This is a genomic window from Streptomyces sp. NBC_01460 (assembly GCF_036227405.1).
Lineage (GTDB): Bacteria > Actinomycetota > Actinomycetes > Streptomycetales > Streptomycetaceae > Streptomyces.
Genome location: NZ_CP109473.1, coordinates 227,390 through 248,856 on the forward strand (window position 1 = coordinate 227,390; position 21,467 = coordinate 248,856).

The 21,467-nt window shown below is 69.9% G+C and carries 22 protein-coding genes; 8 read left to right on the forward strand and 14 right to left on the reverse strand.

Translation table 11 applies throughout. The features are described 5' to 3' along the window. Nucleotides 1–281 precede the first annotated feature (281 nt). Entirely contained in the window at nt 282–716 is a 435-nt protein-coding gene (locus OG488_RS01100; protein ID WP_443074196.1) for a hypothetical protein, read from the reverse strand. Further along, nucleotides 716–877 (reverse strand): hypothetical protein, encoded by a 162-nt coding sequence (locus OG488_RS39200; RefSeq protein WP_405697617.1) that lies wholly within the window; start codon nt 875–877, stop codon nt 716–718. The genes OG488_RS01100 and OG488_RS39200 overlap by 1 nt, the downstream gene beginning before the upstream one ends. A 300-nt stretch (nt 878–1,177) precedes the next feature. On the opposite strand from OG488_RS39200, the gene OG488_RS01105 reads away from it, so the two are divergent. Then, nucleotides 1,178–1,831 (forward strand): hypothetical protein, encoded by a 654-nt coding sequence (locus tag OG488_RS01105; RefSeq protein WP_329224977.1) that lies wholly within the window; start codon nt 1,178–1,180, stop codon nt 1,829–1,831. A gap of 313 nt (nt 1,832–2,144) precedes the next feature. Here OG488_RS01105 and OG488_RS01110 read toward each other — a convergent pair whose 3' ends face one another. Then, nucleotides 2,145–3,017: a peptidoglycan DD-metalloendopeptidase family protein gene (locus OG488_RS01110; RefSeq protein ID WP_329224979.1), complete on the reverse strand. Its 873-nt coding sequence runs from the start codon at nt 3,015–3,017 to the stop codon at nt 2,145–2,147. Nucleotides 3,018–3,147: 130 nt separating this feature from the next. Here OG488_RS01110 and OG488_RS01115 point away from each other — a divergent pair, with 130 nt between their 5' ends. Next, the gene (locus tag OG488_RS01115; RefSeq protein ID WP_329224981.1) at nt 3,148–4,236 is read left to right on the forward strand and encodes a GH25 family lysozyme; all 1,089 of its coding nucleotides are present in this window, start codon (nt 3,148–3,150) and stop codon (nt 4,234–4,236) included. Nucleotides 4,237–4,365: 129 nt separating this feature from the next. Continuing rightward, nucleotides 4,366–4,905: an FABP family protein gene (locus OG488_RS01120; protein WP_329224983.1), complete on the forward strand. Its 540-nt coding sequence runs from the start codon at nt 4,366–4,368 to the stop codon at nt 4,903–4,905. Nucleotides 4,906–5,075: 170 nt separating this feature from the next. On the opposite strand, the gene OG488_RS01125 is transcribed toward OG488_RS01120, so the two are convergent. Continuing rightward, nucleotides 5,076–5,615: a hypothetical protein gene (locus OG488_RS01125; protein ID WP_329224985.1), complete on the reverse strand. Its 540-nt coding sequence runs from the start codon at nt 5,613–5,615 to the stop codon at nt 5,076–5,078. A 699-nt stretch (nt 5,616–6,314) separates the two neighbouring features. Continuing rightward, on the reverse strand, nt 6,315–7,496 hold the full coding sequence (locus tag OG488_RS01130) for an alpha/beta hydrolase family protein (RefSeq protein WP_329224987.1): 1,182 nt from the start codon (nt 7,494–7,496) through the stop codon (nt 6,315–6,317). Between the two features lie 300 nt (nt 7,497–7,796). On the opposite strand from OG488_RS01130, the gene OG488_RS01135 reads away from it, so the two are divergent. Together OG488_RS01135 and OG488_RS01140 are read left to right on the forward strand one after the other, a co-directional pair. Continuing rightward, nucleotides 7,797–9,095, forward strand: a complete 1,299-nt coding sequence (locus OG488_RS01135) for a sensor histidine kinase (RefSeq protein WP_329224989.1) — start codon at nt 7,797–7,799, stop codon at nt 9,093–9,095. After that, complete coding sequence (locus OG488_RS01140; RefSeq protein ID WP_329224991.1) at nt 9,092–9,880, forward strand: response regulator transcription factor; 789 nt, start codon at nt 9,092–9,094, stop codon at nt 9,878–9,880. The genes OG488_RS01135 and OG488_RS01140 overlap by 4 nt, the downstream gene beginning before the upstream one ends. A gap of 135 nt (nt 9,881–10,015) precedes the next feature. Here OG488_RS01140 and OG488_RS01145 read toward each other — a convergent pair whose 3' ends face one another. The 4 genes from OG488_RS01145 to OG488_RS01160 form a co-directional block, all read right to left on the reverse strand. Beyond that, complete coding sequence (locus tag OG488_RS01145) at nt 10,016–10,366, reverse strand: STAS domain-containing protein (RefSeq protein WP_329224994.1); 351 nt, start codon at nt 10,364–10,366, stop codon at nt 10,016–10,018. Beyond that, entirely contained in the window at nt 10,363–11,412 is a 1,050-nt protein-coding gene (locus OG488_RS01150) for a cobalamin B12-binding domain-containing protein (protein WP_329238336.1), read from the reverse strand. The genes OG488_RS01145 and OG488_RS01150 overlap by 4 nt, the downstream gene beginning before the upstream one ends. A gap of 26 nt (nt 11,413–11,438) precedes the next feature. After that, nucleotides 11,439–13,106 (reverse strand): SpoIIE family protein phosphatase, encoded by a 1,668-nt coding sequence (locus OG488_RS01155; protein WP_443074197.1) that lies wholly within the window; start codon nt 13,104–13,106, stop codon nt 11,439–11,441. A 180-nt stretch (nt 13,107–13,286) separates the two neighbouring features. After that, nucleotides 13,287–14,495, reverse strand: a complete 1,209-nt coding sequence (locus OG488_RS01160; protein ID WP_329224998.1) for a PP2C family protein-serine/threonine phosphatase — start codon at nt 14,493–14,495, stop codon at nt 13,287–13,289. A 97-nt stretch (nt 14,496–14,592) separates the two neighbouring features. On the opposite strand from OG488_RS01160, the gene OG488_RS01165 reads away from it, so the two are divergent. Continuing rightward, complete coding sequence (locus OG488_RS01165; RefSeq protein ID WP_329224999.1) at nt 14,593–15,081, forward strand: MarR family winged helix-turn-helix transcriptional regulator; 489 nt, start codon at nt 14,593–14,595, stop codon at nt 15,079–15,081. A 215-nt stretch (nt 15,082–15,296) separates the two neighbouring features. Here OG488_RS01165 and OG488_RS01170 read toward each other — a convergent pair whose 3' ends face one another. Beyond that, complete coding sequence (locus OG488_RS01170) at nt 15,297–15,620, reverse strand: MerR family transcriptional regulator (RefSeq protein WP_329225001.1); 324 nt, start codon at nt 15,618–15,620, stop codon at nt 15,297–15,299. Nucleotides 15,621–16,440: 820 nt separating this feature from the next. Here OG488_RS01170 and OG488_RS01175 point away from each other — a divergent pair. Then, complete coding sequence (locus tag OG488_RS01175) at nt 16,441–16,842, forward strand: ATP-binding protein (RefSeq protein ID WP_403919009.1); 402 nt, start codon at nt 16,441–16,443, stop codon at nt 16,840–16,842. Between the two features lie 452 nt (nt 16,843–17,294). Here the strand turns inward: OG488_RS01175 and OG488_RS01180 are convergent, their stop codons facing one another. Both OG488_RS01180 and OG488_RS01185 read right to left on the reverse strand, forming a co-directional pair. Further along, nucleotides 17,295–17,816: a hypothetical protein gene (locus tag OG488_RS01180; protein ID WP_329225003.1), complete on the reverse strand. Its 522-nt coding sequence runs from the start codon at nt 17,814–17,816 to the stop codon at nt 17,295–17,297. Nucleotides 17,817–17,948: 132 nt separating this feature from the next. Next, nucleotides 17,949–19,283 carry an aspartate aminotransferase family protein gene (locus OG488_RS01185; protein WP_329225004.1) on the reverse strand — a complete coding sequence of 445 codons (1,335 nt, stop codon included), beginning with the start codon at nt 19,281–19,283 and terminating at the stop codon, nt 17,949–17,951. 90 nt (nt 19,284–19,373) lie between these two features. Here OG488_RS01185 and OG488_RS01190 point away from each other — a divergent pair, with 90 nt between their 5' ends. Then, entirely contained in the window at nt 19,374–20,123 is a 750-nt protein-coding gene (locus OG488_RS01190; protein ID WP_329225006.1) for an SDR family oxidoreductase, read from the forward strand. On the opposite strand, the gene OG488_RS01195 is transcribed toward OG488_RS01190, so the two are convergent. Together OG488_RS01195 and OG488_RS01200 are read right to left on the reverse strand one after the other, a co-directional pair. Then, the gene (locus OG488_RS01195; protein ID WP_329225008.1) at nt 20,052–20,651 is read right to left on the reverse strand and encodes a DUF6309 family protein; all 600 of its coding nucleotides are present in this window, start codon (nt 20,649–20,651) and stop codon (nt 20,052–20,054) included. The genes OG488_RS01190 and OG488_RS01195 overlap by 72 nt on opposite strands. Next, nucleotides 20,648–21,439, reverse strand: coding sequence for a phytanoyl-CoA dioxygenase family protein (locus OG488_RS01200; RefSeq protein WP_329225010.1), 792 nt, complete (start codon nt 21,437–21,439; stop codon nt 20,648–20,650). Before OG488_RS01200 ends, OG488_RS01195 begins: the two co-directional genes overlap by 4 nt. Nucleotides 21,440–21,467: the final 28 nt, after the last annotated feature.

Here is a 21,467-nt window from a genome sequence, read left to right on the forward strand (position 1 = left end):
CGCTGACGAACTGGGGAATGTGAGCAACACCCGCAGTCACCGCCGGGCTTCCGTGGCCCGCAGCAGTCGCCGCCGGCTCACCTGTACGTACCAGCAGCGCGAGGGGGGATTGCGGACGCCGCGCGATGAGGACTTCTCGCCCCCTCAAACGCCTCGGCCCTCATGCGGATCAGCAGCTTGCCGGGCCGCGGAACAACCCGGCACTCCTGGCCGAGGAGCGGGCGACGCACGAGTACCGCACTCACCCAGCGCAAAGGATGCAGGTAGCGACAACGCGTCCGTCAAGCAGTACTTCGGGCCGGAGAGGCGCTGGAGCAGGCGCAGCGTGCTATTGGTGCCCCGAAGGACGCCGGGTTCATCACGATCGCCGATCGGGTCGGGCAGGTGCGAGTGCGGGTGCTGCTTCCACGGTGCGGGGTGATCAGGTGGGCCCCGAAGCGCTTCGGCTCGATATGATCACTGCCGGTGCTGTGTTCCAGCTTCCCGATGCTCAGCCGGCACTGGAGCGCCGAGAGGTAGGTCGCGTTCACATCGAGCGCGGTCACCCGGACATCGCCCGGGGCGCGCAAAGAGTAGCCCGGGTGGTGGAACTCGGGACGCGCCTCCCAGATCTGGTCGGGGTCCATCTTGGACGGCTTCTTCAGGATGTCGGGCAGCCCCGGGTAGGCGGTGCAGTCGTAGCGCACCGTAGCCCGGGTCTCATCGAACAAGTGCATCACATCGCCTCTTCCTGGACGGCGCGGGCGATGAGGAGGGTGGTGCCGGCCTGAGCACGGGCGGCGCTGCGGGCGCGGCGCTCCGGCCGGCTGGGAACTGGCACCGGGATCAGTGAGACGTGCGCAGGTGTCGCCGCGGTGACGGCCGGTGTGCTGGGCATGGCCTGGCCGCAAGCGGCCACCGACCTCACGCACCGACTCAACCACGACGGCCGCGGCACCCGCGTCGAGCACAGGCAGCAACGCCACGTAGCCAGCCGCAACATGCACGTCCAAGGCGTATGGAGCCCCGGCTGCGACGCCTGGCTCGCCAACGTCCAGGAACTGGATGCGGGCTCGCCGGTACCAGGGGCGCAGTGCGTACGACGCACGTACGATCTTCGGCGGAACGAGCACAGACATCAGTCGGCGGCTGGGCCTGTTATGCCGCCGAATGTCAGCCCACGCGTCCCGGAGAACCGATGAAGCTACCCATCACCATCCACCAAGCACAGCTGGGATCAACGAAGTTCAAAGTCATCCGACCAGCCCGGCCCCTGGTCCACGCAGTGCTCAACGACCACGATCGGCACCTGGACGCCTACCTCGATCAGGACGCCGCCCAGCAAATCGGCGGGCTGTGGAAGCTCGCCGCCTCTTCACCACGCTCGCTGGTCCATCTGCCGATGCGAGGGAACCGTAGCCCCTTCCACGAGCCGCCGGAAGACAGCACACGGCAGCTTGATCTCGTACTGCTCCACCATTCGCTTCAGTTCGCACCCTCTCGATGGAAGGAGATACGAAGACGGCTCGGCCCAGGGCGTCAGCAGACCGTGACACTGCCTGGCCCAGAACACACCGGCGAAGTCGTGATTGATCACGAGTCACGGCACTACCAGGAGAACCGGGATCTGTTCCACCAGCATCTCCACGCCGAGACCCTGTTCATGACCGGCAGCGCGAAGGTGTTCAGGGAGACCGCCCGGCACTTCTTCGACGTCGCCCTAAACGGCCCCGGATACGTCCCCGTCCATCCCAGCTATCCGCACTTCTGCACCGAGTTCCATTCCAACGACGGCGTTCTCGGCGACGCGCGCGAGATCCACATCGAGTACCGCGACCAGTGGGAGTCATGACCCTGACCGCCAGAACCCTGCCGCCCATGACGTTCAACGATCACCTTCGCCGTCTCACCGAGAGGGAAGGACTCACTGAGCCCGCCGGAGCGCCAGCCGGTGGGACGGGTCTGCGCGGCGCCCGTGACCTCTCGACGAAGGGGCATCGGATCCTGCGTGCGGCGATGTCCCCGCCGGGCCGGTCGGGCCCCGCAGCGTACCGCTGAGCTGATCGGTCGAGCTGTTCCGTCGGGCTGAGCGGTGCGGCGAGCGGGCGACGGCCGGTGGCGTCCCCGGCCCGGGGTTGCGGACCGGGGAAGCGTGTACGGGTGGGTCAGTTCCAGCGGTCCTGGTTGATGAATCGGCTGAAGCCACGCCAGGAGTTGGGGCCCATCACGCCGTCGATCGCGCCGGTGTAGCCATGGGCGGCGGCCAGTCGCTGGACCGCGGCCCAGGTCTGGGTACCCGGTACCCCGTCGACGGGACCGGTATATCCCCAGTTCCGCATGTTCCGCTGGAGCGCTGCATACGTGTTCGGGCCCGGCACCCCGTCGATCGGACCGGTGTACCCCGACTCGATCCGCAGCCAGTTCTGCGTCCGCTGCCACATCACCGGACCCGGCACACCGTCCTGCTCGGTCGACGTCTTCGGCAACCCCCCACCGCCTCCGCCTCCCAGGTAGTTCAGCGGGTTGACCCGGGTGCCGCCTGGGGTGATCAGGTGCCAGTGCACGTGCGGTCCGGTGGAACTGCCGGACCCGGGTGCACCGACGGCACCCCCGGAGTACCCGACGATGCCACCCTTGCCGACCGAGGTGCCGTTGGCCAGCAGGAAGCGCGACAGGTGCATGTACTGCGTCCGGTAACCATCGCTGTGGGTGATGGTCACCGTGTGTCCGCCGGTCCCGTTGTCGGGAATGTTGGTGACGACACCGGCGCCTGCGGCGGGGAGCGCGGTGCCGACCCCCATCCCGTAGTCGAGGCCGCCCAGCGAACCGTCGTTCAGGTGATCCTGCCAGGTGCCGGTCATCCGGTAGCCGCTGAACGGGTTGTAGAGGTCCAGCGCCTGGGCGGGGCTCCCCGAGAAGAGCACACCACCGGCGGCCATGCCCAGCGTGGTGACGGAGCCGCGCAGCAGCGTACGCCGGCTCAGTCCCCTCCGAGGCTGTTCATCCCGGGCATCTTCGGACACATGGTTCTCGCACACGTCAACTCCCTTGCTATTGCTATGACTTGATCTGGCACCGGAGGCTCAGGGTCACGGTAGCCTACGCGCATAGACTTGATAAGAACATGACATGTCCACCCGGGAGTCCCCCACCACCACCGGAGGAAACATGCGCAGGAGAACTCTGATACGCGGCGCCGTGGCGACCGCCTTGGCGCCGGCGGCCATCGTCACCGCCGCCGGACCCGCAGTCGCCGGAGGCCCGGCTCCCGCGCGGGCCGCGACGGACCTGGAGGGCATCGACGTCTCGAACTACCAGGCCGGCATCGACTACGCCGGCGCCGCCGCGGAAGGCCGGAGCTTCGTCATCGCCAAGGCCGGGGGGTGCCAGCTCGCCGAGGGGCCGTACGTCTCGTCCTCCTACTCCGGCCATGTCGACGGTGCCCGCGCCGCCGGTCTGCGCGTAGGCCACTACTGGCTGACGGGGGACTTCCTCACGCCTACGGCCGCCGCCGACTTCTTCGTGGACCACCTGCACAACTACCGGGCGGGCGACGTGCTCGCTCTGGATGTCGAGGTGCTCGACGACTCGACCCGGCTCTGGAACGACGCGGATGTGTCCACCTGGTTCAACCGGGTGCGTGAACGGGTCGGTGCGTACGTCCCGTGGTTCTACATCAGTACGGGAGCGCTGCGCTCGGGCTCCTGGGACCGCACCATCGCCGCCGGAGCCCATTTGTGGGCGGCCTCCTGGGGCTCCAACGACGGCACCTGGCCCGGTGCGCCCGACCTCGGAGGCCGCTACCCCGACTGGGCGGTCCACCAGTACGCCTCCGTCGGATCCGTCGCCGGCACCTCGCCCGTCGACCTCGACCGGGCCCGCTCCTGGGCGTTCGACTTCACCGAGCCGACCGATCCGCCGCCCGGCGGTGGGGGGTTGCCGAAGACGTCGACCGAGCAGGACGGTGTGCCGGGTCCGGTGATGTGGCAGCGGACGCAGAACTGGCTGCGGATCGAGTCGGGGTACACCGGTCCGATCGACGGGGTGCCGGGCCCGAACACGTATGCAGCGCTCCAGCGGAACATGCGGAACTGGGGATATACCGGTCCCGTCGACGGGGTACCGGGTACCCAGACCTGGGCCGCGGTCCAGCGACTGGCCGCCGCCCATGGCTACACCGGCGCGATCGACGGCGTGATGGGCCCCAACTCCTGGCGTGGCTTCAGCCGATTCATCAACCAGGACCGCTGGAACTGACCCACCCCGGGCCTGAGGCCGCGAGGGCATGGATACGGGCGGGGGTGGTCGCGGGCGTGTGGGCCCGTCACCCCGGCCCGACGCTCTAGGCTGCCACCCGGCACCGGCCTCGATCCAGGAGCACGCATCATGTTCGACCCCGCCGAAGATCTCCCGTACCCCGACTCCCTCCGACCGGACACTCCCCCGGCGCCCCACGCTCTGCTCGCGCCGCTGGCCGGCCTGCTCGGCATCTGGGCGGGCCGGGGGCGCGGCGGGTACCCGACGCTCGACGAGGAGTTCTCCTACGCGCAGGAGATCGCCTTCAGCCATGACGGGCGGCCCTTCCTCCACTACGAGGCGCGCGCCTGGCTGGTCGACGCGGAGGGTGCCCCGCTGCGCCCTTCGGCCCGGGAGAGCGGCTGGTGGCGCGTGCAGCCGGACGGTCGTGTGGAGGCACTGATCACCCAGCCCACCGGTGTCGCGGAGATCCTCGTCGGCCGTGCGGGTGGCGGCGCGGCCGATCTCGCCAGTCATCAGGTGGCCGTCACTCCCACCGCGAAGGAGGTCGAGGCCACCCGTCGCCGGTACACGTGGACGGACGACGGCACACTCGAATTCGTCCATGATCTCGCTGCGGTCGGCCGGCCCCTGCAGCATCACCTCTCGGCGCGGCTCCGACGCCGGTGAGGCCCTGGTGCCTGGCGGGATGCGCGAACTGACCCCGATGGCCGTCGATCCGGACCGCCCGACGGCCTGTCCACCGGCTGGGCGCCCGACGACTGCACTGGGCCGGACGGCGGCAGGGCTGGGGTGCCGGCCTGGCAGCGGTGTCAACAGCACTGTTCCTCTGGCTGGGCTCAGTCCTCGCCCTCTGCCCCGGACAGCGCTTCAGCGACGAGGCGGGTGGCGAAGTCGGGATCATCGGTGATGCGATTGATGTGCTCTGCGAGGAGGAAAGCGGTGGCTTCCAAGGGGTTCATTTCCTCCGCAGTCCAGTCTCCGTACTGTTTGCGCCACAAGGTAGGGCTCAGGTCGGTTCCCGCGGCGACGACCAGTCCTGCCATGGTGGGGATGGCCTCGGGCCGCACGCTCTTGGGCATCCTGCGCATCGTGGCCACAAGACTGGGCACCACGTACTCGATGACGTCCTTGCCCTGTGATTCATGGGCCTTCCGCAGCCACGTCATGAACACAAAAATTAGCGTGCATACGCCGTCCAGAACGTCGTCAGCGCCCTGAGGGCCGAGCGACGCGGTGTACTGGTCGGCCAGTCGCTGCTGCTCGGGATCAAGCGCAGCCCTGCCGTCGGCAATTTCCTTGAGCCGGGAGTCGATCATGAAGAGCGCTGCGCTCACATCGCCGACAGGAGCGTGCTGGGGATCGCAAGGTGATGACACGGAATTCCTCCTCGTGGGGGTGCCACGCGCCGCCGGGCACATGCGGGCCACGTCGTCAGTTCGGGCGTCAGAACGGCGGCGAAGCCTTCAACGGTGGAAGCATGTGGCCACGGGTCCACCAACTTCGGCCAGGACACAACCGGGCCTCGTGGCCTGCTCCTGCAGGGCTGAGCCATGCTGTGATCATGCCGCACTGCCGGAGCGTACGTCCCGGAATCCACCGATTGAGCAGACGGACCTACGGGGTCAGGCCGGGGCGGGAGCGATCAGGTTGCGCCACTCACCGGCTCTTCAAGAGCGCTTCGAACGGCCTCGAGACGGCGGTCGATGATTTCCGGCTCCAGGCTGATCCCGGCTTCGGCGCAGACCCGGAAGACGGTGCGTGGGGACCCCGCCGTTCCCGCCCGGACTATATGTCAGCGTCCGGGTTGGGCCCCTGCGCCATCCACGACGCCGTCTTCGGACCCGGCCTCCGGCTGAGCCGGTGAACCTGGCCGGCCGACGGAACCGGCCAGGCGCTCGTCGCCCCTCCCTCACACCGCAACAGCACCGTGAACCGACCTGGTAGGAGATCGGTCCACGGTGTGCGCACAGGTGTGGTGCGAGGCATCGTGCGGCGTACCGGATGCGGGGGGAGTGCCGGGCGTCACTGTCCCGGCGGCCTGACTCCCGTTCGGCACATGAACCACGTGACGGAACTCAGACGCAGGTACTCGTCTCCGGGGTGCAGAAATGGACCTGCGGGTAGCGCGTGGACGGCTTGGCCAGGAGGGGCTGCGGCCGGTGGCGCAGGTGCAGGTCGAGGAAGGCGCGGGTGTATCCGCGGACGATCTCTGCGACCCGGGCAGCCGGCAGGTCGGCGCCGATGTCGATCCCCAGCTGCTCGGCCAGTAGTCCGACGTCGGTGAAGGAGGCGTGTTCGGCTCCTTCCACCACAAGCCACCGCTTCCATCCGGTCAGTCGTTGCCAGTCGCGTTCCCAGGTGGTGACGGCGCCGTCACCGGTGCCCGGGGTGTACTGGTTCTGCCTGCCGAGGAACAGGAACGGCCGGGACAGGCCGCTGACGGGAAGAGGGATCTGGGTCGTGCCGTCGATGTCGACTCCCGCGCGCACCCGAGGGTCGGCCGGCATGGAGGTGACGGCACTCGCACCGCCGACGGAGTGGCCTGCCATCGCGATTCGTGACGGGTCGATGAGACGGGCGCCTTCCCATGGCGCGTGCGCCCTGGTGAGTTCGTCCAGTACGAAGGAGACGTCGGCGGCCCTGCCGGCGACCAGCCGGTTCCAGAACGCTTCGTCGTGCGGGACCTCGCAGGCGGTGCAGGTGGCGACCCGGCCGTCCGGAAAGGTGGTGGCAACACTTTCGTAGGTGTGGTCGACCGCGGCCACGACGTAGCCGTGGCTCGCGAGCTCCTCGGCGAGGGTGGTCAGCGTGGTGCGCGGCTTGGTGAAGCCCGGTGAGAGCACGACCATTGGCAGACCTCGCACACGCCCTGCCGGCCGGGCCTCGGTGAAGGCATGGGTTCGCACCGTGCTCAGCACGTCCGACGGCACCCCGGTGATGCCCCCTTCTTCGAGGAGCAGTTCAGACTCCGTCGGCGTCATGTACTGCGCGCGTCGCCCGTTCGGCGAATCCGTCGGGTACCACAGGGAGACCATGAGTTCGCGCGCGTCGGCCCCTGCGGCCCATGGGTCGGGGCGTGAGTCGTCCGTGAGGTGCAACGACGTGGTGCCGACCGCACGGGGCCCGGTCGGTCGGGGCAGATACGCGGCGCTGTCCGGGCCGTCGGCCGCCGCGGCGGGAGGTCCGCCCAGACCGACGGCGAGCGTGAACAGTGCTGTAGCGGCGGTGAGGCCACGACGGAACAGTGCAGGGTTCACGAGTTCGTCCCTTCTCCACCACTCGGGGCGTGCGGGCCGTCGTAGCGGCGGCTCACCTCACGCAGTTCGGTCACCGTCATGATCATGAAAGGGCTCCCCCGGTAGGACAGTTGGCTTCGTTCACGTTAGGAGCGGGACCGGTGGTCACACGTCACCCGCTCGGGCCCCTCGCGGTACCACGCTGGGATGAGTCCCGGAAATGTCATCCCTGCGATGTAGGCGGATGAGGTATCCGGTGCGACGGAGACAACCGCCGAGGCGGACCCCGTCGGTCCGCGTGGCAGCAACAATGAACCCGTGATGAACGTACGTACGGGGCTGGAGCGGCTTCAGGAAGCCGCGCGGCAGACGGTCCGCGGCCTCTGGCTCTCCAGTGGTCCACCTCTGCGGCCCACCGGGCGCGCCTGGCAGTTCGATGTGCTGGTGGCTCTGACGATCGGTATCGCCACCGTCTACTACGGCATCGACAACGCCGACAACGTCGTGGTGCGGGAGATCGCGCCGGGCGTGGAGCGCGTCGTTCCGCGCCCGAACGGCCCCGTCGGCATGGCCTTCATGGTGACCCTCGCCTTCATCGCCTCGGGCGCCCTGGTACTGCGGCGCCGCTCTCCGCTGGCGGTGCTGTGCGTCGTGACGGCCGCGACACTGGCGACGCCGCAGAGCGTCCTGCGGCTGACCTTCTACGCCTTCGTCATCGCCGTCTACAGCGCAGCCGTGTACAGCCCCTACCGGTCGGCGACCCTGGCGGCGCTGCCGGTGTCGGTCGTCCTGGTCAGCGCCTCGGGGAACTCGGTCACCCCGATCGTCCCCAATGAATACGTCGCCCTGCTGATCCTGGTCCCGATGGCCGTGGCCGCGGTCGGCCTGCGCACCTGGAAACTCCGCACCGACGAGGGGCGCGCCCGGCTCTCCGCCCTGGAACGCGAACAAGTCGAGGCGCTGCACCGGGCCGTCGCGCACGAACGGGCCAGGATCGCCCGTGAGCTGCACGACGTCGTCACGCACAACGTCAGCGTGATGATCATCCAGGCCGGCGCCGCCCGAAAGATCATGAAGGCCTCCCCCGAGCAGGCAGGCGAGGCACTCCTCGCCGTAGAGGCGGGCGGACGAGCGGCCATGACCGAACTGCGCCACGTCATGGGATTGCTCACCATGGCCGACGAGAGCGCGCTGACGGGCCTGGAGGGTCCGGGGGCGGTCCCGGCCCCGCAACCCGGCCTGGACCAGCTGGAATCGCTGGTCGGGCGGGTACGGGACACCGGGCTTCCGGTCGAACTGACCGTGACCGGCCAGCCCCGCCCCCTCCCGCCCGGTGTCGAACTCGCCGCGTACCGCGTGGTGCAGGAAGCCCTGACCAACACCGTGAAGCATGCCGCCGGTGCGACCGCTGCTGTGATCGTCGACCACGGTCCGGATCAGCTTCGGGTGGAGGTCACCGATACCGGAGGAGACGCGGGTGCGGGCGCGGCCGCCGGAAACGGCCGCGGGCTGATCGGACTGCGTGAGCGGCTCGCTGTCTACGGTGGCACCCTGGACACCGGCCGGCGTCCGAGCGGCGGCTACCGTGTGGAGGCCCTGATCCCCCTGGAGGCCCCGTGACCGAGCAGCCGTTGCGTGTCCTCCTCGCCGACGACCAGACCCTCGTCCGCACCGGATTCCGGATGATCCTGGGCGCCGACGACATCGAAGTCGTCGCCGAGGCGGCCAACGGAGCCGAGGCGGTCGAGGCGGCCCGCCGCACCCGGCCCGACGTGGTCCTGATGGACGTCCGCATGCCCGAGATGGACGGCCTGGAAGCCACCCGCCGTATTCTCACCGCTCCCCAGGCCCGTGAACCCCGTGTCATCATCCTGACCACCTTCGACCTGGACCGGTACGTCTACGCGGCGCTCTCCGCCGGGGCCAGCGGCTTCCTCCTCAAGGACGTCACACCCGAGTACCTGGTCGCGGCCGTCCGCACCGTCCGCACCGGCGACGCCCTCCTGGCACCGGCCATCACCCGCCGCCTCGTGCAGCGGTTCGCCCGGCGCGGCAGCGACAGCGCCTCGCTCCACCGCGACCTTGCCTCGCTCACCCCGCGCGAACTGGAGGTCCTCGGCCTGCTGGCCCGCGGGCTGAGCAACGCCGAACTCGCCACCCGTCTCCACCTGGCCGAGACGACCGTCAAGACGCACATCGCCCGCATCCTCGCCAAGCTCGGACTCCGCGACCGGGTCCAGGCCGTCATCGTCGCGTACGAGACGGGGCTGGTCAGCGTCGGAGCGCGCGAGGCCTCCGAAGAGACGTGGACCAGGGCCAGGGGCCCAGCCGAACCCACGCCTCTGCCTGTAGTTGAGCATGACTGTTCACCTGCCGACTGCTGCGCGCGCCCGGTCCGGCCCTGAGCCATCGCCCGGGCAGGCACACGGCCCTCCTGGGGTCAGGAGGGAGCGGGGCCGACCGGTCCTTCCAGGGCCGGCCGAGTCGTCCACGTGCGCTCCGACGCTCCGGCCCCCGGTCTCACAGGCACCCACCGGGACTCATTCGGCCTGCTGGGCGATCTGTGGCTGGGTGAAGAACCGCCGGATTCCGGTGATGTCGAGGAGGCGCCGGAGGAACGGGGGCTGGTTGTCCAGGTGCAGGCGTACGGAGTGCGCGGTGGTCTTGCGGTGGATCATCAGGAGGGAGGAGATACCGACGGAGTCGCAGAAGGTGAGGTCAGCACAGTCGAGGCGCAGATCGCACAGGCCGGGGTGCTCGGTGAGGCACCGCTCTGCCTGCTCGACCACGGTGTCGCCCGTGTTGTGGTCCAGGTCGCCGGCGAGATGGAGGCATGCGCTGCCCCGACGGGTCTCGACGGTCAGGGTGAAGGAGGAGGGCAGCGAAGTCATGCGGGCGCTCCGTGGTGCGGTCCGGTGGTGGCACGGTCCAGCGCGAAACGCGCCTGGTCGAGCAGTCGTGTGGTGCGGGGGAAGTCCTTGAGTTCGGTGGCCAGGATGTCCAGGGCGGGGTGCAGGGACCGGGCGGGGACGTGGCGTGCGGTGAGGATGTCCGCGGTCCAGGTGATGAACGTGGTGAACAGGTCGCCGTCGTCGGTGTAGAGGCTGACGGTGAGGAATTCGACGATGTGGGCGATGTCTTCGGCGGTGCGCTCACGCTGGTGGGCGGTGTAGGCCGCCATCGCGGGGAAGCGGTCTTCGAGCTGGGTGAGAACCGTCTTGATGAGCTGGTGCTGGGTGCGGGCGACGAGCGTGTACTCCTGGTCGGCCAGGTGGGGCAGGTCGTCGATCTGCTGGTGCCCGCTGGCGAGGTCGGGGGCGGGGATACCGTCGGCGAGCCGACGTGCCGCGGCGCGAGCGTCGGGGGCCCAGGCGTTGGCGCCGAGGAGGCGGGCGTATCGGCCGTCGTGCCCGAAGGCGGCGCCGCCGGCGAGGACGGGGACGCCGATGGCCTGGCAGGCGGTGATCGCCGCGTGGGCGGTGGGCAGCCGGGTGGGGAGGGAGGAGGAAAGGGCCACCGTGTCCGCGCCGCTGTTGTGCAGGTGGGCGATGAGGTGCTGGGTGGGGACCTGGGCGCCGAGGAAGTCGACCCGCCAGCCGCGCAGGGTGAGCACTTCGGCCAGGAGGCGCGCCGGCAAGGAGTGCCATTCCTGGTCCACGCAGGCCACGGTGATGTGACCGAGGCTGGGTGGGGTCCGGTGGGCGGGATGGTGGGCGAGGGCAGCGATGACCCGCTCGGTGATGGCGCTGGCCGCGTGCTCCTGCGCGACACTGAGCCGGTTGGCGGCCCATTCGGTGCCCACCTTCGCCTGGACCGGGGCGATGAGGTCCAGCAGAGCCGTCTCCGTGTCCATGCCGTTGTCGAGGGCCGTGAAGACGATGCCGGCAGCGCGGTACTCGTCGCGGGACGTCACGGCTTCCCACAGCTGGTCCCGCATACTCCGGGCTGCGGCGGTCCGGGCGTTCACGCGGTGTACCTGCCCCGGGTGTGGCCGTTCACGGCGCTGAGGTGGTGGGTGCGGGGTGCTCTGATGGCGATGAGGGCCATGTCGTCGTGGGGGCCGTTGCGCACCCACTGGGAGGCGAGCATCTGGATCCGGTCGACGACGGCTTCGGCCGGCATGTCGGCGCACTCGGACAGGGCCCTTCGCAGGCGTTCGTCCCCGAACAGTTCGTCGCCCATGGGGCCGCCGCGGGCTTCGGTGAATCCGTCGGTGTAGAGCAGACAGGTGTCACCCGGCCGCAGAACGGTCTTCACCGTGCGGGCCTCGATCGCGGGAAGGACGCCGACAAGGGAGCCCCAGGTAGGGACCTCTTCGACGGTTCCGTCGGCGCGGACCACGAGCGGGCAGGGGTGGCCGGCCGAGGTGAGGCTCAGCCGCACCTCGTTCTGTGCACGTTGCGCCGAGGCCAGTACGAGCGTGGCGAAGCGGGTGTGGTGGGAGTTCAGCAGTGCGCCGTTGAGGAGGCGCAGCATCCGTTCGTGGTCGTCGGCCATCGGCAGCAGCGCCTGCAGGGTGTTGCGGATCTTGCCGGTGAGGACTGCGGCTTCGAGTCCCTTGCCGCACACATCTCCGAGGATCACCAGCGACGCGTCCGCCGCGGTGCTGCCGGGGTGTATGTCGTAGAAGTCGCCCCCGACCTGTTCGGCGGCGCCGGCGGGCCGGTAGCCGCCGGCGATCTCCACCCCGTCCAGGCGTTGCAGGGTCGGCGGCAGCAGGTCGCGCATCAGAGTCTGGGTTATGGCGCTCTGTTCGCTGTAGAGGCGGGCGGCGGACAGCGCCGCGCCGGCGCGGGCGGCGAACAGGCGGGCGAAGACCTCTTCGTTCTCACTGAACTGTGCGCGACCGCTGCGGCGGAGCAGGATCAGGGCTCCCGCCGGCACCCCGTGGCCGGGCAGGGGGGTGACCACGACCGACTCGACCGACTCCGTGAAGTCCTCCGGGAGGGTCCATGCGGGCAGTGCGGCGGGGTCGATCCAGCGGGACGGCACGGGTGGGAACCCCTGCAGTGCTTCCGCCAGCCCCGGTAGCTCGGTCGGGTCGGCGACGAGCAGGGACCGGTCGGCTTCCTGCCCGGCGAGGGCTCGGGCGACCGGCAGTCTGCCGCCCTTGGCGGGGGCGACGACGATGGCGACGTCCGCGAGGTACTCGGCGGCGAGCTGAGCAATCGCGGCCATGCACCTGTCGGTGTTCAACGAGGACAGCAGAACATTGGACGCCTCCGAAAGGAACCTGGTGCGTTCGCGCTCCGTGTCGAGCGCCTCTTCCGCGAGCCGCCGGTCGGTGTCGTCGACCAGCCACCACACCACACTCCTCTCCGGCGTGGGCGTGGCGTGTGCCTCGAAGCTCTGGGCTCCGATCCGCCCCGACACCGAAGCCGGAGCGGCGGACTCCTCGTCGGCCCGTTCGGCGGACCCGCTGTGTGCCGCCGCCACGCGCTGGTGGGCGTCGGCCAGCCAGCCGGGAGCCACATCCCGCATGCTCGCCCCGGGCGCCGCACCGCCCAGGAGGTGGCAGGCGGCGCCGTTCAGCTCGAGGACGGTCCCGGTTGTGCCCGCCACGATGACGGGGTACGGCGCCAGGCCCCACAGACTGGTCTGGGTAGCGGTCATTTCCCTGGTTGAGGCCATAGAGAGGGCCCGCCTGGGCGAACCGCACCAACTTCCCCTGCTCGACGAAAAATTATTTGCCGCGCGGCAAATATCCTCCAGGGGTGCCCTCGATGGCAACCCGCCCCCGCGTACCGCGTGCCCGGCAGGGTGTGCTGCACGCGAGACACACGTCGCGGGGCCGAAACCTTCACACGTCGGTCACAGGGTGCTCGGAGGCTGGTTCTCCCGTTCGACGTCGGGGCGTCCGTGCCAGTCCAGACACATCACCAGGGAGTCGTCGACGGCCGGGCCCGAGCCGCGGTGTCCGAGGAGTTCCTGCAGCATCGCCCGGGGCACCTGAGAGGCCGGGAGCAGCCGTGTGCTGGTGATCGACTTGGCCAGGGCGCGCAGGCTGTACTTCTCCCCACCGGGTGACAGGGTGTCGTAGACGCCGTCGCTGATGAAGAACAGACGGTCGCCGGGTTCGACGGCGAAGTGCTGGGGGACGTAGGCCGTGTCATCGAACATCCCCAGGGGATTCTGGGCCTCCAGCTCGATGGTCTCGACCGTGCCCGCGCGCAGCCTCCACACCCGCGGAGAGCCGGCGTCGATGATCTCCACCTCTCCGGTGGGGAGGTGGAACCGGAGCAGCAGGGTCGCAAGGTACTTGGCGCCCCCGTACTGCCCGTGGACGGCCTGGTCGGCGAGGTAGGCCTGGTCGCTCAGGCTCAGCCCGGCGCGGCGGGCGTTGCGCAGGGCGTTGACGGCGAGGTTGGTCAGCAGCGCGGCGTCGATCCCCTCACCCATGCCGTTGCTCACGGTCAGGTACAGGTCGTCGGCCGAGGCGGACCAGTCGAAGCTGTCGCCGAAGATGGCGTACGCGGGCTCCAGCTGGGCTCCGAGGCTGTACTCGGGGCGGGCGCACGAGCGTCCGGGCAGCAGCTGCCACTGCATCTCGGCGGCCAGGGTCAGGCGCTCGGCCCGGCGGGCCTGGAGGAAGACGTCGGTGTCCCGTTCCGCCACGACCACTTCGTGCGCCAGCGCGTCCGCGCACAACCGGAGTTCCGCGACCACGTCCGCCTCCACCTTGTCCCCGGTGGCCTGCACGGTGACGCTCAGCACACCGAGGCGGTCCCCCCGGACGCTGACCGGCAGGTGCACCGTTACGGTGGATGCCGGGGCGTCGTACACGCAGTGCGGCTCCTGGGCGCCGAACGCGCGGCCGGCGGCGCTCTCGTGGACCGGCAACGGCCGCAGGGTGTGCGGCAGCACACCGACCGGTTGCAGCCTGGTCATGGCGTAGTCGGCCATGACCAGTTCCACCGCGAGGGCATGGAAACGGTCCTCGATCAGGGAACGGAGCACGTCGAAGATCTCGTGGGGCGCGGCCTCGCGCAGGGCACGTTCAACCGCACTGGGTCTGTCCACCGGTACCGGTCTCTCTTTCCTTCACATATCTTCATCTATGCGACTGCTCATATCGACCAGCCGGAACAGGCACAAACGGCCCACTCGGGAGTGTCACATGCGCGAGGCCCACGCCTCTCACGACCAGCACGCTTCCCGAGCCGCGCCCGAGGTCGGCGAGGTGCTGGAGCGCCTCGAAATGGCCTGGGAACACCACCGCGGCACGCTCAGCACCGCACCGCTCTCCTCCGTCCAGACCCGTGTGATGTACATCATCGAACGCGAACCCGGCATCAATCTGAGCGCGCTCGGCCGTCATCTCTCCGCGGCCGCACCGTCCGTCACTCGCCTGTGCGACCGCCTCCAGGCCGCCGGTTTCCTCCGCCGCATCCCCCACACCGAGGACCGGCGCGCCACGCAGCTGGAACTCACCGAGGCCGGCAGGACCCACCTCCGCGGCATCCGGGCCCGCCGGGAACAGGTCCTGCGGCAGGCGATGGACCGCATGAGTCCCGACGCCCAGCACGCCCTCGCCACCGGCCTCAGCGCCCTGTGCGAGGCCGTCGGCGAACCCACCCAGCAACCCGGACACCGCGAAACGGCCTGAGTCGCCGCCTCGGCCGTGTCTTCCCGGTGCGCCTGACGTCGGCGGGGTGACGCGCCACCGGTCCGGATCCCGCGTCGGGCCGGTGCGGTCGGCGGACCCGGTTCCCGGCCCCGCACCGGGGCCGCGTCAGCTTCCCTCGACGAGACGAGGGTCCTGGCCTGTTCCGTGCTGCCCGGAACGCCTGCGTTCCGGGCAGGACCAGCCACCCGTAGCCGTCAGGTCGGCCGGTCAGGCCGTTGATGATGTTCGGCGTTGATGCGCCGGGCCTCTTCGAGCTGGTCCTCGAGGATGACGATGCGGCAGGCGGCCTCGACGGGGGTGCCGTGATCGACGAGTTCCCGGGCCCGGGCCGCGATGCGCAGCTGATAGCGGGAGTAGCGGCGGTGGCCGCCCTCGGAACGCAGGGGGGTGATGAGGCGGGCCTCGCCGATCGCGCGGAGAAAGCCCAGGGTCGTGCCGAGCATCTCGGTCGCCCGACCCATGGTGTAAGCGGGGTAGTCGTCGTCATCGAGACGGCCGAACGAATCGTTTGCTGTCACTGCACCTCTCTGTGGAACACGCTGGAGGGGCCCTGGTGCCATATGGCACCAGGGCCCCGAAGGAACTGCTACACCATCAGCCGGCCTTGATCGGCTGCGCCGGCTCTCTGTTTCCGCATACCCACCGGGATGAGGCCCGGAAGTTGCGGGGATCGCGGTTGCTTGACCGGAGACCACCTCACTATCGATGTCCTGCGGTACCCGGGCCAGTACGTCCGCCCGGGCGATCCTGATGGCGCCCAACCCCTCCGTTCTTCCCTCTTGATCAACTGCTGTGCGTACTGCTGGTGACCTGAGCAAGCGTCACTCTTCGGCAGCCAGCCCCGTCGCCCGTCCTGCGTCTGCTCCGGCTCAGAACCCCACTGCCGAACCTCCCGGCACGCGCGCCCGCAGCCGACGCCTTCACCGGGGAACTACTGACAACCGCACTGCTGGTCCTGCGAACCGCTCACGCGGGTACAGCCGACGGGTTTCGCCGCGGCCCCGCTCACGGCGGCCCCTGAATCCGCGGGCCACCCGGTCCGGTCGTCAGTCCCGTCGCCGTCCTGCAACTGCCCTGGCTCCGGAACTCCACCACCGCACCGCCCTACACACTTCAACCACGTGTACCGCTGCCCGCCAGTTCGTCTCTGCCGGGCTCTGTCGATCTCGGCTACGAGAGAAACCATAATCACGCCCCAGCCGAATGTCTACTCCCACGAGCACAGATTTCTGGTGGCTAGGTAAAGAGATAATCGGGCTCTGTCGATTAAGAAGGGTGCGACGGGGCACAGGGGACAACCTAGGCAGGACCGGACAGTGACGAGCAGAGGAGACCAGGGTGAGCCCGACGCACACGATGCGCGACGACGCCTCCGCCATCCGCCCCACGACCACCGTCGCCGATGCGCGCGAGCGGGCCCGGAGCTTCCTCGAAGCCCTCCGGGAGCCGGCCGTCGCCCCGAAGGTGACCGACAAGGTGATCCTGGTCGTCTCCGAACTCGTCACCAACGCCCTGCGGCACGGCGGCGGCACCTACACCCTCCGCCTGAGCACTCATCCCGATCTCATCGCGGTGGCCGTCGACGACCCCAGCCCGCAGGCACCGCGCATGCGCACCCCCGACCTGACCGGCGCCACCGGCGGCTTCGGCTGGCGCATGGTCACCCGCCTCGCCCGTACCACCGCGATCATCCACCGGCCGTCCGGCGGCAAGACCGTCAGCGCCTTCCTCACCCGATAGAGACGAGGTGGAAGACCAGGCCGGAGTCGGAAAGGCGGCGGCGGCGGAAGTCTCCGCGGCTTGAACGGACCGGGAAGCGATCCCCCTATGGAGCCGCCTCCGAGCCCCACCCGCCCTCGACGGCGAGGCGCCAGCCAGCTGCTCTGCATAGGTGGCGAACGCTCCCGAACGGGGTGCCCAGTCATATCAGCTGCCAGTGGGTGGCGAAGGCGCCCTCGCCGAACGTCGACCCTGCGCTTGGAGTCGGTCGGGGGCACAGTTCCCAGGCGCGACTCCGCCTCCGCCCGGCGCGCATCCGGCCGCTGGGCGAGCTGCGCCCAGCCTGCGATCCGTATCAGCATCAGCCGCTCGCTCCGGTCGACGTCCTCATCCCCGTCCGGAGCGACCGACCGTCGGTGACGGCCGTGGGCACCCGGCGGAGCGAGGGAGCGACGATGCGGGCGGGCGGCCGGCTATCGCCCCGGGGGCAGTGGAACAGGCTGCCTTGCATGGTCGTGCACGGCGATGACGAGCGCGGCCTGAGCAGAGGCGGAGCGGACGTGGTCGCCCTCGTCCAGGGCGGCCAGGGCGTCGGCTGCGGCTTCACGTATCCGGTGCGGCACCTCTTCCTCGGCAGCGATCCTGTAGGCCTCGGTCCGGCGAGCGGCGCGTTCCTCGGGTGTGACGCCGCGAGGGCCGGTCCGCGGGAAGACGGCGGCTTCGTAGGTGGAGACGAGCAGCAGGACGTACTGGGCAATGCCCTCGGCGTACCCGTGCGCCATCACCGCTGCCCTGGCACGCGCGTGGGCGGCCATGGCGCGCCGCCGCACGAGGAAGGTTCCGACGGTACTTCCGGCCCCCACGCCGATCCCCAGGACCAGGCCGGCGAGCGGCCCTTCGATGATGAGGCCCACCAGCGCGCTCGCCGCGGTGGCCAGGCAGGCTATGCCGCTGGTGACCAACAGGAGGGCGCGGGCCGGCGTCATGGAGCTCATGCCATGCAGTCTGCCAGGGCCCGCCCGCCGGCCGACGGCCCCTCCCACTGCCGGCACTCGCGAGCGGTACTGCCGTGAGCCGGCCGGCCGGGCGGGCTGAGGCAGGGACGGCGTGCCGGGGCCGGTACACGGTCATCTCAGGGCCGTGAACGCTTCCTCCACGGCCCGGCAGGTGGCGGACAGGTCGTCCTCGGAGACCACGGCGGGAACGAACCAGCAGGCCATGGCGTACGCGTTGGAGTGCACGCCGCGCTTGAGCAGTTCGTGGCGGAAGGCGTCGTAGCGGCTCCCGTCGGCGCTGAGCAGGTCGCGGTAGCGCCGGGTGGGCGCGCCGTCCGCGGAGAAGACCACCTGGAACATCGCGCCGACGCCTTGGACCGCGCAGGGCACCCGGTTGTCGTGTGCCGCCCGGCGGACGGACTCCATCAGGCGCCGGCCCGTCTCGTCGATGCGTTTGGTGACGGCGGGGTCGTTCAGTGCTCGGAGGGTGACGAGTGCGGCTGTCGCGCACAGCGGGGAGGCGTTGTAGGTGCCTCCGTGCTTGACCTCGCCGCGGGCCAGCGGTTCCATCACGGCCCGGCGCCCCGCGAACGCGGCGATCGGCAGCCCGCCACCGAGCGCCTTGGAGAACACCGCGATGTCCGGCAGGACGCCGAACAGCGTCTGTGCCCCGCCGGGGCCCGTACGGAACCCGGTGCACACCTCGTCGAAGATCAGCACCACGCCGCGTGCTGTGCACTCCTCGCGGAGCAGATCCAGATAGCCCGGGTCGGGCATGGTGCAGGCGTTGTTGGCGACGATCGGCTCGCAGATCACGGCCGCCAGGTCTGCGTGGGCGTCCAGGACGTCCCGCAGCGCGGCGGGGTCGTTCCACGGACAGACCACCACGTCGTCGACGACGCCGGCCGGAATGCCGGGTGAGTGAGGGACGGGGCGCGGTGTCGCGTAGGGCCCGGCCTCGGCGGCGGACGGCCGGTTGGAGATGGCCAGGGTGTCGCTCCAGCCGTGGTAGTGCCCTTCGAACTTGAGAATCGTGGACCGTCCTGTGTACCCGCGGGCTGCGCGTACGGCTCCCTGGACTGCTTCGCTGCCCGAGTTGGCGTACCGCACGAGATCGGCGCACGGGACCATCCGGCAGATGAGCTCCGCCAGTTCCACCTCGGGAACGTTGCACGTCCCGAACATCGTCCCCGAGTGCAGGACCTGGGTGAGCGCGTCGGTGAGCAGCGGCGAAGCGTGGCCGAGTACGGCACTGCCGTACGAGATGAGGTAGTCGATGTACTCGTTGCCGTCGACGTCCGTGATCCGGGCCCCCGAGCCGCTCACCATGTACAACGGGTACGGGTGCGGTCCGGTGGAGGTGAGCCGGGAGGAGGAGCTGATCCCGCCGGCCAGCGAGCCCTGCGCCCGCTCGAACCAGGACCGGCTGCCCTCGGTACCGCCCAGTGCCGGGATGTAGCCATTCATTGCTGCTCCTGTTTGGTCGGGGAGACGGGAGGACACGCTCGGAGAGCCATGTGCCGAGGTGTCGGCCCTCTTGGAGAGGAAGTACGCACTATGGGGAGAAAGACGGCTGTGGTCACCGGGGCGGGCAGCGGAGTGGGGAGGGCCTGCGCACTGGGACTGCTCGCCGACGGCTGGACGGTCGTGCTGACCGGTCGGCGTCCGACGGTGCTGGAGGAAACGGCCGGGCTCGCACCCGCCGACGACCGCGAGCGTGCCGTGGCGATACGGGCGGACATCACCGAGCCTGCCGAGGTCGACGCGTTGTTCGCCGAGGTGGCCGACCGGTTCGGCCGGCTGGACCTGCTGTTCAACAACGCCGCCGACACCATGCCGTACACGCCCACCGAGGAGGTGAGCGCCGCTGACTGGCACCGAGTCATGGACTCCATCGCCACCGGCACCTTCCTCTGCTCGCAGGCCGCTTTCCGCATGATGAGGCTCCAGACACCGCGGGGCGGCCGGATCATCAACAACGGAGCGCCGTCGGCCCAGGCCCCACGCCCGGACTCGATCGCCTTCACCGCGGCCAAGCACGCCGTGGCGGGACTGACCCGCTCGCTCTCGCTGGACGGGCGCCGCTACGACATCTCCTGCGGCCAGATCGACATCGGCAACGTCACCCCGCAGGACCGGCCGCAGCCCGAGGTGCGCCAGGCGGACGGCTCCTTCCGCGTCGAGCCGACGATGGACATGCGCCACGTCGTCGAGACCGTCCGCGCCATGGCCGCGCTACCGGCCGGGGTCAACATGCAGTCCGTCCTCCTCATGCCGAGTTCCATGCCCCTCGTCGGCCGCGGCTAGCGCCGCGCCGGTCAGGCCCGCGACGTACGCCTCCACCCAGCGGCCCGGGGCCAGCAGGCCGCTGCGGTGCCAGGCCAGCATCCGGTGCAGGCCGTCGAGATGGACCAGGCCCTCACGGACGGTCAGCGCCGCGTAGTCCCGTGTCGGCATCGCCCTGGTACTCAGGTACAGCGGCCGGGCGGGGGCCCGCGTCTGGCGCGTCAGCTTGAACGCGCAGAGCGGATTGCTGTGTGTGTACGTGGCGTCGAGCGCTGCGAGCCGGGCCGCCGCGGCGGCCACGGTGAGGCCGGTCGGCGGAATCAGCTCGACGTCGCCGTCCTCGCCCAGGTGCCACGGCAGGACGACATCGAGCACCTCTGGTCCCTCCAGCAGGACCCGGTGCCATCGTCCACCGAGGGCGCGTTGCGCGTCGTACAGGTGCCCGGCGGCCTCGTCGTTCGAGTTGGCTTCGTCGGAAGGGTCGTAGGGGTGCTCCTGGGCGAAGCGATGCATGAGCGCGTCGTAGCTGACGGCCTCCAGGATCTTCATGACGACGGCCTGCGGGAGCGGGGGGCGTACGGGCTGAAGTGCCTGTCGGAGAAGAGTTCGGGCCACCGCTCCCGCGTTGGTTCCAGCCCGCGTCCCACGGCCAGGACGGCGCGCCAGTAGGGCTTGACGGGCGGCCACGGCGCGCCGGTGCGGCAGTACGAGGCGTCGACCATGTACCGGGGTTCTCCGCCGGCGGGGCCGGCGGCCGCACGGCGGGTGTGGAAGAGCGCCGAGTGCAGGAGCACGGTCGAGCCACGGGGCAGTTCGTCGATCGTCTCCTCCCCGGGCTGCCGTGCAGTCCCCAGGGCGCTCATCTCGTCCTTCTCCGCGACCCGGTGGTGGGATCCCGGCAGCACGGCCAATGAGCCCATGCCGGGCCGGAGTCCGCCGAGGTAGTGCAGCACGTGGACCATCGGCAGGGCGCGGTCCCGCTGCGGGTGCTGTTCGTAGTCGTGGTGCCAGCTCTTGCCGGCCCCGCCGGGCGGTCGGCGGTCGCTGTGCAGATGGTGGAAGACGAAGGAGGGCCCCAGCAGGTCCTCGTCCTGCAGAAGTTCGAGGAGCGGGGCGTACACGGTGAGTTCCGCGTGCGCCGCCATCTCCAGTTCGACTCTCGGCGGAGTAGCGCCCTCCCGTAAGGAACAGGCGTCGATGGATAACTGTCTCAGGCCGGTGTCGACCCATCGGTCCACTTCGGGCAGGAGGCGATCGACCAGAGTGGCAGGGAGGAATCCAGGCAGTACGAGGAATCCGAGCTCGGGGAAGCTCTTCACCTGCATGTCGAGGCCCATGCAACCGATCATTCGAGAAACTCCTGTC

Bases quoted from the DNA above. Each gene is read 5' to 3' on its own strand.
- OG488_RS01115 (WP_329224981.1), top strand. From the start codon at position 3,148: ATGCGCAGGAGAACTCTGATACGCGGCGCCGTGGCGACCGCCTTGGCG.
- OG488_RS01155 (WP_443074197.1), bottom strand. From the start codon at position 13,106: ATGGCCTCAACCAGGGAAATGACCGCTACCCAGACCAGTCTGTGGGGC.
- OG488_RS01195 (WP_329225008.1), bottom strand. From the start codon at position 20,651: ATGAAGATCCTGGAGGCCGTCAGCTACGACGCGCTCATGCATCGCTTC.
- OG488_RS01180 (WP_329225003.1), bottom strand. From the start codon at position 17,816: ATGAGCTCCATGACGCCGGCCCGCGCCCTCCTGTTGGTCACCAGCGGC.
- OG488_RS01200 (WP_329225010.1), bottom strand. From the start codon at position 21,439: ATGGGCCTCGACATGCAGGTGAAGAGCTTCCCCGAGCTCGGATTCCTC.
- OG488_RS01165 (WP_329224999.1), top strand. From the start codon at position 14,593: ATGCGCGAGGCCCACGCCTCTCACGACCAGCACGCTTCCCGAGCCGCG.
- OG488_RS01120 (WP_329224983.1), top strand. From the start codon at position 4,366: ATGTTCGACCCCGCCGAAGATCTCCCGTACCCCGACTCCCTCCGACCG.
- OG488_RS01100 (WP_443074196.1), bottom strand. From the start codon at position 716: ATGCACTTGTTCGATGAGACCCGGGCTACGGTGCGCTACGACTGCACC.
- OG488_RS01190 (WP_329225006.1), top strand. From the start codon at position 19,374: ATGGGGAGAAAGACGGCTGTGGTCACCGGGGCGGGCAGCGGAGTGGGG.
- OG488_RS01105 (WP_329224977.1), top strand. From the start codon at position 1,178: ATGAAGCTACCCATCACCATCCACCAAGCACAGCTGGGATCAACGAAG.
- OG488_RS01185 (WP_329225004.1), bottom strand. From the start codon at position 19,283: ATGAATGGCTACATCCCGGCACTGGGCGGTACCGAGGGCAGCCGGTCC.
- OG488_RS01150 (WP_329238336.1), bottom strand. From the start codon at position 11,412: ATGCGGGACCAGCTGTGGGAAGCCGTGACGTCCCGCGACGAGTACCGC.
- OG488_RS01135 (WP_329224989.1), top strand. From the start codon at position 7,797: ATGAACGTACGTACGGGGCTGGAGCGGCTTCAGGAAGCCGCGCGGCAG.
- OG488_RS01145 (WP_329224994.1), bottom strand. From the start codon at position 10,366: ATGACTTCGCTGCCCTCCTCCTTCACCCTGACCGTCGAGACCCGTCGG.
- OG488_RS39200 (WP_405697617.1), bottom strand. From the start codon at position 877: ATGCCCAGCACACCGGCCGTCACCGCGGCGACACCTGCGCACGTCTCA.